We start from the raw sequence: 13,374 nt of genomic DNA on the forward strand, positions 1-13,374 counted from the left end.
TTGCAGTGTGTCCCAGGCCGACATGCGTCTGTTACTCCCCCTCGGATTGATGGGAGAGCTGGTCGAGCGGCACGCCGCGATACTCTCCCGTCAGCGCGTTCAGAAAAGCGACGATGCGATCGACTGTTGCATCGTCAATTCGGCGACCCAGCTGGTATTCAGCCATGATATCAATGGCTTCTGGCAGCGTCTCGACGGATCCATCGTGAAAGTAGGGGGCCGTCAAAGCAACATTGCGCAAGCTGGGAACGCGAAAGACGGGGCGCTCATCAGAGATCAGATTGCTTTTCGATGCACCCGGCGTCTCAGGACCCGCCGCAGCGGCTGCCGGTTCGCCGAACACGCCGAAGACCTGCATCATGTTGCCGCCGACATTGATACCCTGATGACAGGCGACACATCCAAGCGACTTGAAGTCCTGATAGCCTTGCAATGCCGCGTCACTAAGCGCGGTCTGATCGCCGCGAAGATACCTGTCGAAAGGGGCGTTGGGCGTGGTCAGCGACCGCTCGTATTCGATTATCGCGTCAACGATGTTGGCCTGGCTCGGAGTATCGCCATAGACCTCCTGAAACGCCTCTAACGTTCCAGGATCAGCATTGAGCGTTTTCACGATCTGCGGCCAGGAGCCACCCATCAATACAGGATTTTCGACCACTGCCGTGACCTGTTCGGTCGGAGACAGGTTCCGACCGTCCCAGTTCAGCCGAAAGTTGAACGAGGTGTTGAAGATGCTCAGCGAATTGGTCGCGCTCGCCTCGCCATCAATTCCGGGAGACGTTGGAAAGCCGTCCGATCCCCCCAGACCGATCACGTGACACCGGGAACAGGCATGCTCCCCAGTTGCCGACAAACGCGGATCGTTGAACATCGCCTCGCCAAGCGCGACCTTTGCCGGATCCAGATCCAGATATGTCGGAAGCGGACTGATCGGTTCTTCGGCCACGGCTTGGGGCGGCGACACCCATACGAAGAAGGCAAATGAGAGTGCAACGCGAGCCAAACGCGGCATCGGGCGGCCTGACGGGGCGCCGGTATGCGCCAGACGCTCGGTGGCGTTTCTCCGTAACCTTGGCGATTGCGTCATCATCGTCTCCCGTTCCTTTGCGATGGCAGGGGTATCTGCATGGAGCATGTGCACGCCGCGTTTCCCGCCTGGCTGGCTTCCGACATGCGGTGCCTGCCCTTTTTCATCGCCCATTCACGCGCTGAAACCACCATGCGTATTGGCTATGGCGGCATCAGCCATCGTTTGTTTGGAGTTGGACTTTCGCCTGCCATACTGCCCCCTGAAGGCAGCGGCTCTGTTCTGGTTTTGGGCAGGCCCTTCTTACCTAACGATTTGTTCCGTTTAGATAAAATCCGAATACTTGTCTGATGCGCTCGCGCGTTGAGGACTTTCGGCCTGCGATCCAAACCCTCTATCAACCAAGCGGAGTAGCCCATGTTCGCTCGCACCTCGGAACGCAGCATGTTCACTCTGAGATCAGCGCTGTTGCTTGCATGGCTGGGGCTGATCGCATCCTTGTTTTGGGACCCCGTCACGGCTGAGCTGACCCGGCCAGAAAACCTCTCCAGCCCGTTTCGGATCGATAAGCCCGTTGCCGAGATGCAGGGGCAGACCTACGATGTTCCGCCCTACGAGATGGGCGCGCGCATCTTCTGGACGATGGCCGTTCCTCTTGTGCCGCTGTTTCTGATGGTGTTCGGGCACGAGGCATGGCGCAGGATCTGCCCGCTCTCGATGGCCTCACAAATCCCCCGCTACCTGGGGCTGCGCCGGTGGAAGACAAAGGTCCAACGTCGCACCGGCAAACTTGACCGGGTCCTGGCGCTGATTGATCAGGACAGCTGGCTCGCCCGTAATGTCTGGTACTTCCAGTTCTGGCTTCTGTTCCTGGGCATCAATGCCAGGCTGCTATTCATAAACAGCGATCGCACCGCGCTGGCCATCGCGCTCTTGTCCATCATCGTCGCTGCGATCGTGGTTGGCATTCTTTGGGGCGGCAAGACATGGTGTAACTACTTCTGCCCCGTAAACGTGGTGCAAAAGATCTATACCGAGCCGCGCGGCCTGCTGGAAAGTGCGCCACATCTGCTTCGTCCGCGCCTGCCGCAATCCATTTGCAGATCCTCCGGCCCGAACGGCGATCAGACCGCCTGTGTCGCCTGCACCGCAAGCTGCGGCGACATCGATCTTGAGCGCTCCTACTGGGACGGCATCAGCAACCCACAACGCCGCAAGGTCTATTATATGTTCCTGGGTCTGATCGTGGGCTTTTATGGCTATTACTATCTCTATTCGGGAAACTGGGACTACTACTTCTCTGGCTTCTGGACGCACGAGGCCGACACGCTGGGCAAACTGCTCGACCCTGGATTTTTCCTGATGGGCCGCGAAGTTCCCATCCCGAAACTCGCCGCCGTTCCGATCACGATGAGCTTGAGTTGCCTGACATCCCTGATCATCGGCATGCTGGCGGAACGGCTTTACCGCTACATCCGGCGCAATGACACGATCACCGAGGCGGATATCATCAACCAGTGTCTGAGCGTCAGTGCATGGTTGTCGATCAACACATTCTACTTCTTCGGCGGCAGACCCAACCTTTTGCTGCTTCCGTCGCTCGCCATGCATGTGGTGGATCTTGTGATCGTCGCCCTGTCCACCATGTGGCTCTGGCAGGCCCTTCAATGCTCGCCGCTGAAGTATCAGCGCGAAAGCATGGCTTCGAGCCTGCTTGGCCAACTCAAGAAGCTGAAAGTCGATGTCAGTCGCTATCTTGGCGGACGGCCTCTGGACGACCTCAAACCGGATGAGATTTATGTTTTGACAAAGGTTTTGCCGGCGTTCTCGCATGAGCAAAAGCTGATGGCTTATCGCAACATCCTGGACGAGGCGATCACGCTGGGCACGACGGCGAGCCCCTCCTCGCTTCGATTGCTGCACGATTTCCGCACACAAATGGATATCTCGGATGCCGAGCATTTACGGCTGCTGGAAGAATTGGGCGTGCCCGATACCAGCACCGCCGACATCGTGCAGCTCAGCGATGCGGAAAAACAGGCCTGCTTGGCGAATTACAGAGAGATCGTCGGGTCCAGCGTTGCGGAGCGCATTTCGACCGGACTGTCCCTTGACGCGATCCTGAATGATCGGACCTTTCAATCGACCATCGAGATCATGCAGGCCAGCCTTCAGATCACCGGTGCGGAACACCAAAGGGTGATCGCTGAACTCTGCGGCCCCGGCGGACGGCTCAGTCAGGCGATGCTTGAAACAAACGAAAGCCTGGCCGAGAAGCTTGCCGTGCGTCTGGCGATAGAGGCCACCGATACCGGCGACCCACTAACAGCCAGCCTTGTAGAACTCACACTGCGGGTTCTGGATACCCAGATTGCCGCCCTGCTGTCTCATGGCCTGTCGATATTGCGGGTTCTGCAGGATGCCCCGCCAGCCCGCTGGCATGCGGCGGATATGGCCGCATTGGCAGGCGATCTGCTGGATCGAATGATGCAGGGCGATGTAGCACCTGACCAAAGCATGACCTGGAAGACCACGCTGGCGCCTGAGATCGTGCAGATCCTGCAGGGCCACGATCCGCAAGACATCTTCCCGGAACCGATGGACCGGCCGGACGATATTCCGCCCCGCAATCTGCGGGATGTGGTCAGCGCCAGCTTTGACCGCAAAGCGAGTTTCGAAGTCCTTCTGAGCGACGACGACCATTTTCTTCTCGCCCTTGGGCTGACACTCTACACCTACGAGGATCTCGAATGCGCACGCTCCGCCGCGGCACGTCTCATGCAGGAGGTGCCGGACGGCCATTGGCTCTTGCAGGACGTCTTTGACCGGCTGACCGATCCCGATGCGGTGCGCCAACAGGACCAAAACCCAGATCTCGCAATCCGCGCTGAACTTACGCTTCCCGGTCAGCCGGTTCAGGTCATGACCTTCCGCGATGGCCAATTGTCGGTCGGACGTGCACTGAGCAATGATATCGTCATCGCGCATCCCTCCGTTTGGGCCTATCACGGCGCGCTGAGGTTCAGCCACGGTGATCTACGGCTTGTCCGCGTCGGCTCTGCCGAGCTTGCCGTCAATTCCAAAGCCGTCCTTGATGAATCCACCATTCTACCGGCGGATGCGACGGTCAGATTTGGGCCGCCCGGCGACAATGCTCCGTCGTTGAAACTGCACTGGGAAGAGGACGCCGCAAATGGCCGGATCCTTCCGCTGGAACCGGTGATGCGGATGGCAATGTTGGGGCAGAACCGCCAGCTGCGAAATCTGCCAATACGAACATTGAGTGAGATCGCGGCCACCGCCCGGATCCGCCGGCAGGTTCTGGGTGACAAAATTCTTCCGAAAGACGCGGATATCTACAGCTATCTCGTCTCGTTCGGATCCGTCCGAGCCTTTGATCCAGGCGACTTCGAGACCGCGACGACGCAGATCTTCGAGGCCGGTGACCTGATCGAACCATCCCTGACGCAAACGGGCTCTCCGATCGTGCTGGAGGTCGCAAGCGATTTCGCCTTGACCATCCAGCTTGAGGACCATCCCGAGCTTGCAGTAGCGCGCCAGAAAGCGGGCGCCAGCGTCAGGCGCCAGCCCACCCCTGCTATGGATGCAACGATTTTCGATGTGACACCGGCCCATTCCGACTGACGCGCGTGTTTGGCGCCCACCGACATCACCCACCGCCGACCAATTGATACGATGAGGATTGAGATATGACGACGACACTCTCCCAACTTCAGGCCCATGACGCATCAAACGGCCTTGCGAACATTATGTTCTCGATCTTCGTCGCGATCGCTGACAGCGAAAATGACATTCAGCCGCAGGAGGTACGCCGTTTCCAGGCGTTGCTGAAAGATCCAAGCTGGACGGATAACGAAGACGCATTGGACGCTCTGCACATCATGCGGGCAGACTACGCGTCCATCTGGGCAGCCTATGAGGCGGGCAGTCTCAAGGTCGATTTCGATACCCTGTCAGCGAGCTTGGCAGACCTTGATGCAGGCCTGGGTGAGACACGCGCGGCCTCGTTCAAACGTTCGCTGAACCGTTTTTTGCAACAGCTAGAGCTGGGAGGCAGCTATCCCGCTCTGAAATTCAACATGGGCGAGCAAAAAGGACGCGCCAAGGCACGCGCACAGGTCGAGAGCCTTCTGAGTGACGAAACGGCTGATGAAGCCGCTTCCGTACCAACCTCCGAGCCGCGGGAACGCCCAGCGCACCCGCCGGCCCAGGCGCTCGCAAGGACCGGCAACCGGGCGCTGTCGTCCACCAGATGTATCTGGCCTGCAACGAGGCTCGCGCCTCAGGGCGATCACCTGTGGCAAGGTGTGCGCACACGCGTTCGCTGTGTTGGGGTCAGGCAAGAAACCCATGACTGCAAAACCTATACGTTCCTTGCCGAACCTCTTGTGCTCTTTGATTTCAAACCCGGACAATTCGTAACCCTCGAATTGCCCATCGACGGACGGTTGCTACGCCGCAGTTACACAATTTCGTCCTCACCGTCGCGCCCGTATTCCCTGTCGATCACCGTCAAATGCGTTGAAAAGGGCTGGGTCTCCAACTGGCTTTTCAGCAACATGCAGGTCGGAACAGAACTGGATATACTTGGGCCGTCGGGCGGATTTACCTGCGTCGATCATCCGGCTGATCGACTGCTGTTTCTATCCGGGGGCAGCGGCATCACTCCGATGATGTCGATGTTGCGCTGGCTCAACGATACGTCGACGGATGCGGACGTGGTGTTCATGAATAGTGTTCGCACGCCCCAGGACGTCATTTTCCATCAAGAGCTTCTGCATCTGAGCGCTGAGATGGGCGAGCGGTTGCAGCTCGCCATTGTGCCCAGCATTGTGCCAAACGGCCTGGCCTGGAACGGGCTTCACGGTCGGATCGATGAGGCGCAGCTTCGCAGCTTCGCCCCGGATTTCCTGGAGCGCGAAGTCTTTGTCTGTGGGCCAAACGGCTACATGGACGCCGTCAGGCAGATGTTGGACGGCCTGGGCTTTCCGATGGAGCGTTATCACGATGAAAGCTTCGGAGGGTCTGTCTCAAAGATCCCCCCGCAGGCCCTTGCCCCGCAACAGCGGCCAAACAGCTTGCCCGCCGATCCGAAAGAGAGCCAGCCGATACGTCTGCCTGTCGCAACCGTAGAGACGACAAAGGAAAAGCCCAGGGCGGGCGCTGCCGAAGTGACGCTGGATGACACAGACGATGTCTTCTTGGTTCAACCCGGCCAGACGATCCTTGAAGCGGCAGAGCAAAACGGGATCACGCTGGACAGTGCCTGCCGGTCCGGAGCGTGCGGAACCTGCAAGATGCGGGTCCTCTCCGGTCAGGTCGATATGGAGGACACGGGCGCGTTGAGCGTCGAAGAGGTCAGCGAAGGCTACGTTCTGACGTGTCTTGGTACAGCCGAAGGCAAGGTCACTCTGACAACCTGATCCCAACAACGGCGCAAGGTTGACCCGCTGGATCGCATGACGGCGTCAGGCGTCGGTGATCAGGGACGCGATCTTGCTTCGGATCGCCGCGTGTATGCTGTTTCGGTGACAGCGCTCATGCCAGATCAGCGAGATCTGGTAGTCGGGAATATCATCACGATGGGGAACGAACGTGGCCAGACCGTAGCGCTCGGCCAGCAGGGTCGCGGAACAATGGGGCAGGATCAAAACCGCGTCGGTATCGAGAACCAGACGGGCAGCGGTTTGCACGTCCGGCACGGTCAGGGTTTCTCTGCCTCGGGGACGTATAGCCTCTAGGCCATCATACACCTCTCCGAACCCGGTCTGGTAGGCCGTGCCGATCCGGATTGAAAGGAACTGGCCAAGCTCTGCAAAAGAGGTGCGTTGTTCCAGCGCGGGATGATCGCGGCTTACCAGACACCGGGACGAGATGACCGGAAGCGTGCGACAGAAAAAACCGGGGGGCGCATCGTCCGCGCGCCCGACGGCCAGATCAAGTTCCCCGCTCTCCAACCTGGGCATCACGTTGTTGTGCCCGATCAGCGGCAAAAAAACGGTGCTCGGAGAGATCTGGCGCAAATAGGCGCTGAGCGGGGCGGTCAGCAACAACGCCTGATGGTCCGGCAGCGCAAGCGCGAAACGGTCCGGCTCAGTCCTGCATTCGTTGAAGATGTCGTAGACGTCTTCCAGCACGGTAACCAACTTGGCCTCGATCGAACGCGCAAGCGGGCTGAGTTCAAAGCTGCGGTCGGATTTGACCAGCAGCGGATCGTCGAACATCTTGCGCAAACGTCCAAGCGCACGGCTAGTGGCGGGTTGGCTAAGCCTGACATCCCTGCCGGCATGTGTAACGTTCTTGCAGCGCAAGAGCGCGCTGAGCGTGACCAACAGATTTAAGTCGATGTCGCTGAGATTGCTGTCATCGAATTCTTCCAGTTCCCGATTGCTTGCAGGCATTGCTATCCTCATCCAGTCAAGGCAACGTCCTGAGCACTGTTGTCGAGAGAAGCCAGGACAGCGTTCGAAATACTACCGACGAGCGCGGGGGTGTCGCATGTTGAGCGCTGACACCGCCAGACAAGGGAGATCGGCTGCCGCGCGATCACAACGGGTGGCGTCACAGCCGTCAGGTGCAGCAGCTTGGTCACCCAACTTGCGACCGTGCGTGGCACGGTTAGGGCCAATCCGCCCTCAGCCGCCATGAAGGCGGCCGACGCCACGTCGGGTATCTCTACCAGATTGTTGCGGCTCATCCCGATCTGCGACAATGCCTGCCCGATCTGAGGAAAGCTTTCCCGTCCGTTGGTCACCAGATTGACATGCGTGAGCTTTGTGAAATCCGCCGCCGCGATCCGTCCTCCATTCAGATACGCAGACTTGGGGGAGAGCAGGGTCACGAAGTCTTCCCAGAACAGGGCACGCGATTCGAGGTCAGGACCAAGATCGTCGAACTGACCCAGCAGAAAGTCGGCGGTCCGATTGGAGATGCGATCAAGCCCTTCGCTTACGCTGCCATGGGTCAGCATGCTCAACACGAAAGGCGATCCCCGTGTCGCCTTGTGGATCTCTGGCAGTATCGCAGGGGCGAGGTGAGAGCTGACCGACAATTTCACCTCGACCGCGGATGTGTCACGTGCCGCGACAAGCTGACGGATCTGGCTCATCGCAGCGGGGACCTTTTGTGCCAGATGTTCACCGTGAGAGGTCAGGCGCATCCCGGTCGAACTGCGCACCAGAAGGTCATCCCCCAAAAGATCCCGCAAGCGTGCGAGCGCCCGGCTCATTGCCGGTTGGCTTTGACCAAGCCTTTTGGCCGCATGCGTGACGTTCTGACTGATCAGCAACGCCTCAAGAGCGGTCAGCAAGTTGAGGTCGATCCCCGCCAACTTGCCGTCAAGATACTGTCTGCTGCGTCTGAGAGAACGAGGAGGGCGGATTTGCGCCGAAAAGCGTGGTGGATCTTTCTGTTCGAAAGCATATTCCATCTGTCCGGTGTCTCTGCCAATCATCATATGCTTGTATCAATCAAGCTCGTCCAAGAGCGGACATGCGTCTGCGGATGTCGACCGCCGATCGCAGTAGCCATCCGCCCGACAAGGCAAAGAATGCTTTGAGATCATATCTTTAACCCCATTGCTGCCATCGGTTCTAAAACGTCTGAAAGGCGTCGAGGTGGTACGGAGCTGCGCAAATAAACGCCATTCACCGGTGCGGCTTCTGCAAATAAGGTTCCAGTTTGACGCTTTGCGCGCAAGTGGGTTCGAAATTAACTGCCGATATCTGTAAAAACTTCGCCCGCAAGTCGAACTGTTAGCGCGCGTAAAACCTAAACTCAAAGGCAAGCCACCGCTATGGTTGAAAGATGTCTGGGCTTCCGGCCCGAAGGACGGGCATCGAGGCCTGTGTGCTGATTCTCCGGGCCGAACAGAATTCACGGAATACTCCTTTAATGCCGTGCTCGTGGGAACATCCCAAGCTGAGCAAAGTGAGTGACCGAGCCGATGTCGCGAGACATCAACGCAGGTGTGGAGCGCTTGGGGGCAGCCTGAACCCTGCGTCGTGATCCTATGCATGGGCCAGCGTATTTTTCGTATGCACAATCGTTATGACGAAATACGCGCCTTCAGGATCGAAGTGCCTGATTTCCAGCATGCCAACTATGCATGCAAGGTCCTGCCCCTGGCTCACCTAGGCTTTCCGCAGGCCCGACCTGCCGTTCCCCCCGTCGGTCCGTTTTGAAGGAGAAACCGCCGATGTCTTGGGACAATCGTGTCGTCTGGTCCGAAGGGCTTTTTCTACGACCGCAGCACCTCCAGCAAGCTGACCGTTATGCGGAACGGTTTGCACGGGACATGACGTCAGCCCTTCGCGGAGATGCCTGGGGCATTACCGAGCTGACCCTCAACCAGGAGATGTTGAAGCTTGGCAAAATCGGAATCGAAACGGCGGCCGGCATCATGGAAGATGGCACGCCCTTCGCCATACCCGAGGATGCAGATCCCCCGGTTCCCTATTGCCCGCCCGAGCATCTGAAAAATGAGACGGTGCATCTGTGCCTGCCGCTTCGCCAACCCGGCATGCCGGACATTGATACCCGGTCTGATCCCGATCTGCCTTTGCGGTATGGCATCTCGGACGAAGCGCTGATCGACGTCGCATCCACCGAACGCGACAGCGCCGAGATCGAGATCGCGCGCCTTCAATTCCGGATCTTGCCCGACAGTGCCGAACGCGATGGCTTTGTCTGTTTGCCACTCACCCGGGTGACCGAAGCGCGGGCGAACAAGACGCTGGTTTTGGACAAGGGCCACGTTCCGCCCGTTCTGGATTGCCAGGCATCTGCGGTTCTGACGGGCTATGTCACAGAAATCGCAGGCTTGTTGCACCACCGCGCAGAGGCGCTGGGGGGTCGGGTTGCGGCGTCCGGAACGCGTGGCGTGGCCGAAATTGCAGATTTTCTTCTTTTGCAGGTGGTCAACAGATACACTCCGGTTTTCGATCACTTTGGCACTGTGTCACGGCTTCATCCGGAACGGCTTTATATCGTCATGGCCCAGCTTGCGGGTGAATTGGCCACGTATGCGCAAGCGAACAAACGCAGCCCCAAGCTCACGCAATACGATCACGCGGATCTTGCGGCCAGCTTTCAGCCGGTGATTGCGTCGATCCGCACATCACTGAATGCCGTTCTCGATCAAAGCGCCCTGTCGATCCCGCTGCGCGAGCACAAATACGGCGTGCATCTCGCCGAGGTCACAGATCGCAAGCTCTTTGCTCAGGCGACCTTTGTTCTGGCGGTCAAAGCGGATGTGCCGACCGAACGGCTGCGCCGCGACTTCCCCGCACAGGTAAAGATCGGGCCGGCCGAGCGGATCAAGGAACTGGTCAACGTGGCCTTGCCGGGCATATCGGTCGATCCGCTCCCCGTCGCGCCGCGTCAGATCCCTTTTCACGTGTCGACCAGCTACTTCGAAATCGACCAGAAAAGCCCGCACTGGAAAGACATGCGGCATTCCGGCGGCCTGGCCATGCATGTCTCGGGTGAGTTTCCGGGGCTTGAGATCGCACTCTGGGCCATTCGGGGACAATAGCGGTTATGGAGGGCGACGTTCAGAAACCAGGTCTCCATCTCGCCGTGCAAAGCAAGACCGGAGAGCGCCCCGCCGGGCTTGATCCCGATGGCCGCATCTCCGTTATCTCAGGCCTCAGCGTGGGACGCGGCGAAGACAACGACCTGGTGTTGCCCGATCCCCGACGCGTGATTTCCAAACATCACTGCGTGATTTCCCAAATCGAAACCGGCCTCGTCCTCGTCGACCACAGCCGCAATGGGACGTTCCTCAACCGCGAGGCGGAGCGGCTGCAACAGGACACCCCCGTCCCGCTGGCCGAGGGCGACGTCATAAGGATCGGGGACTTTTCGTTGACCGTGCTTCAAGACAACGAAGAGGAGCAGGAGGTCAGCGATAAGATCCCTGAACCGTCGGCCGAACAGACTTTTCTTGGCGCGGTTCCGATGAAGCAGCCAGAGCTCGGTTTTGCGCCCACTTCCGAAAAGTCGCTGGAAACGGAAGATGCCGCAGACCTTTTCGCGGATCACCAGCGTGGACTGTTTGCCAGGCCTGATCTGCCCGCCGTGGCCGATCATCTCGACAGTGGGCGTGGCGCATTCGTGCAGCCCGGAACCTCCTCCGGCCCGATCCCGGACGACTGGAACCTCATGGATGAGCTTGGCCAAGGACACGATGTTTCATCGGATATGGCCAATGGCGCGTTTTCAGAACCTCTTTCACACGAAGCGGCGGTTGATCCATCTGATCGCAGGGACGTCTGGGCCTGGCCCACCGAGGACGACGCTGGATTGGAGAATGAGGGGTTGCGAAACGGATCCAGCCGCAAGGCCGAAGCACGCCCGACAAAGGCGGGGGATTGGGACGCAAACGAAATACCGGTGCTCCCGTCTCAAACGCCATCGGGCGTGACTGATGCGGCGGCTGAAAAAGCGTTCTCGGCTTTCCTTTTGTCCGCCGGTCTCGACAAGGCGGACATTCCCCAAGGCCAACATGTTGAAATGATGGCTCTCGCCGGCGCGATGTTGCGTGAGACTGTCACCGTGCTGCACCGTTTGCTGCAGGCACAAAGCAGGCTCCAGAACGGGATCGGCGGCACGGCTGGCTCGCAAAATACCAATCCCCTGATGCTTTTCGGGACACCTGAAGAGGCGTTGCATATCCTGCTCCGCCCGGATCTTCCGGGGTTCATGTCCGGCGAAGCGGCGGCACAGCAGGCTGGATCTCAGATCGGCACGTTTCAGGAAGACCTCTCAACGATCATGCAGGACGCCCTTCAAAAGGCGCTGCACGACCTCTCACCTGGCGCGATATCTCCCGCAACCAAGGGGCCCAACGTCTTTTCCAATGGCTATCGCCGTCTTTGGGACGCTTACGACCGGACCCACACCAGGATCAGAGGCGAGTTGGAAGCGGAGCTTCAAAAGCGATTTGGCTCCGGCGCTGCCCTCAGACTAGCCAATCCCGGCAAAACGGATGACCGTTATGATGGATGAAGACGAAACCATATTGCTGCCGCGTGAACCGGATACGTCTTCCCCTGCGCACCCCGAGCCACTGCCCGCCCTTCACATGGCCAGCGCCCCGGCAGAGCCGGTTCAGGACGAGACCTGGCACGAGTTGAACAAAGGGCGCCAGTCGCCGCTGATCCTTGCCGCGGCGCCGGTCCTGACGATGGCGGCGGCCGTCAAAACCGGCGCGACGGGTGATGATATCGGCGCTTTGCATCGCCGCGCTTTTGCCGAGATCGACGCATTCGAAGTCCGCGCCGGTAAACTTGGTCTCGCGCCCCGGGCACTCAAGGCCAGCAAATACGCGCTTTGCGCCACGTTGGACGACGTGGTGATGAATACGCCGCTTGGAAGCCGTTCGATCTGGACCTCCCATTCGCTGGTCGGCTCCTTTTTCAGCGAGACATGGGGCGGTGACCGCTTCTTTGACCTGCTTGACCAGATGAAGCGGGATCCCGGTGTGAATATCGACCTGATCGAGCTGCTTTATTATTGCATCAGCCTTGGTTTCGAGGGCCGGTATCGGATTTCCGATCGCGGCCAAGGCGAATTGATGGTCCTGCGCGAGGATCTCTATCGCCTCATCCGGTCCATCCGGGGAGAACCCGAGCGCGACCTGTCGCCCGTCTGGCGCGGCGCCAAACCGGACCGGCGGTCCGGACTTGTGGGGCCTCCTCTTTGGGCGACCGCGGGCATCGCCTTATGCGGCCTGGTTGCCCTTTACCTCGCCTTGTCGGCCCTGCTCGACTTCCGAATGCGTGAGACGGGCATCCGCTTTGCCGAAATGCCGCCTACCGGCTTTGTGCGTCTCATCCGGGAATCGGCACCACAGGCCGAACCCGCGGTGGTGATGCTGCCGGTAGACCGATTGCGCCGCTTTCTCGAAGCCGAAATTCGTGAAGGCCTGGTGACGGTCATCGAAGATGATCGTTCAATCACCGTGACCATCCGGGGTGACGGGATGTTCGAATCAGGCGCGCCGGATCCGCTGGCCGAATATGGCCCGCTGATGGACCGGATCGGCATCGCGCTCAACGGAGAGACCGGTGCGGTTGCCGTGATCGGACATACCGATTCCATCCCCATGCGTTCGGCACGGTTCCCCTCCAATCTGGAATTGTCCCAGGCCCGCGCGGATGCGGTTGCGACGCTCATCCGCGAACCGATGGAACGCCCCGACCGCGTGAGCACAAGCGGGCGCGGCGCGGACGAACCCATTGCGCCGAACACTTCCGAGGCCGGGCGGCGGCTCAACCGGCGCACTGAAATCGTTCTGCAAAAAGAACCGCACTAGGAGCATG

General features: G+C 59.4%; 9 protein-coding genes. 6 read left to right on the forward strand and 3 right to left on the reverse strand.

Annotated elements, in window-relative coordinates; genetic code table 11:
- Window positions 1-31: 31 nt before the first annotated feature.
- Window positions 32-1,135: a cytochrome-c peroxidase gene (locus CFI11_RS22470; RefSeq protein WP_165390376.1), complete on the reverse strand. Its 1,104-nt coding sequence runs from the start codon at window positions 1,133-1,135 to the stop codon at window positions 32-34.
- On the opposite strand from CFI11_RS22470, the gene CFI11_RS24435 reads away from it, so the two are divergent.
- The 3 genes from CFI11_RS24435 (at window position 1,127) to CFI11_RS22480 (ending at window position 6,471) form a co-directional block, all read left to right on the forward strand.
- The gene (locus CFI11_RS24435; RefSeq protein ID WP_165390377.1) at window positions 1,127-1,378 is read left to right on the forward strand and encodes a hypothetical protein; all 252 of its coding nucleotides are present in this window, start codon (window positions 1,127-1,129) and stop codon (window positions 1,376-1,378) included. The two genes, CFI11_RS22470 and CFI11_RS24435, sit on opposite strands and share 9 nt — an antisense overlap.
- A 66-nt stretch (window positions 1,379-1,444) precedes the next feature.
- Complete coding sequence (locus CFI11_RS22475; RefSeq protein WP_130409714.1) at window positions 1,445-4,672, forward strand: 4Fe-4S binding protein; 3,228 nt, start codon at window positions 1,445-1,447, stop codon at window positions 4,670-4,672.
- Window positions 4,673-4,737: 65 nt separating this feature from the next.
- A complete protein-coding gene (locus tag CFI11_RS22480) occupies window positions 4,738-6,471 on the forward strand; it encodes a hybrid-cluster NAD(P)-dependent oxidoreductase (RefSeq protein WP_130409715.1) in 1,734 nt (577 codons plus the stop codon).
- Between the two features lie 45 nt (window positions 6,472-6,516).
- On the opposite strand, the gene CFI11_RS22485 is transcribed toward CFI11_RS22480, so the two are convergent.
- Window positions 6,517-7,449: a LysR family transcriptional regulator gene (locus CFI11_RS22485; protein ID WP_165390378.1), complete on the reverse strand. Its 933-nt coding sequence runs from the start codon at window positions 7,447-7,449 to the stop codon at window positions 6,517-6,519.
- An 8-nt stretch (window positions 7,450-7,457) separates the two neighbouring features.
- On the reverse strand, window positions 7,458-8,477 hold the full coding sequence (locus tag CFI11_RS22490; protein WP_217358738.1) for a LysR family transcriptional regulator: 1,020 nt from the start codon (window positions 8,475-8,477) through the stop codon (window positions 7,458-7,460).
- Between the two features lie 768 nt (window positions 8,478-9,245).
- Between CFI11_RS22490 and tssK the strand changes: the two genes are divergently transcribed.
- The 3 genes from tssK to icmH are packed head-to-tail and all read left to right on the forward strand — an operon-like array spanning window position 9,246 to window position 13,367.
- Entirely contained in the window at window positions 9,246-10,583 is a 1,338-nt protein-coding gene (gene tssK, locus CFI11_RS22495) for a type VI secretion system baseplate subunit TssK (protein ID WP_130409718.1), read from the forward strand.
- Between the two features lie 5 nt (window positions 10,584-10,588).
- Entirely contained in the window at window positions 10,589-12,058 is a 1,470-nt protein-coding gene (tagH, locus tag CFI11_RS22500; protein WP_130409719.1) for a type VI secretion system-associated FHA domain protein TagH, read from the forward strand.
- Window positions 12,048-13,367 carry a type IVB secretion system protein IcmH/DotU gene (icmH, locus tag CFI11_RS22505; RefSeq protein WP_130410129.1) on the forward strand — a complete coding sequence of 440 codons (1,320 nt, stop codon included), beginning with the start codon at window positions 12,048-12,050 and terminating at the stop codon, window positions 13,365-13,367. Before tagH ends, icmH begins: the two co-directional genes overlap by 11 nt.
- Window positions 13,368-13,374 lie beyond the last annotated feature (7 nt).

The sequence above is a fragment of the Thalassococcus sp. S3 genome (genome assembly GCF_004216475.1).
Lineage (GTDB): Bacteria > Pseudomonadota > Alphaproteobacteria > Rhodobacterales > Rhodobacteraceae.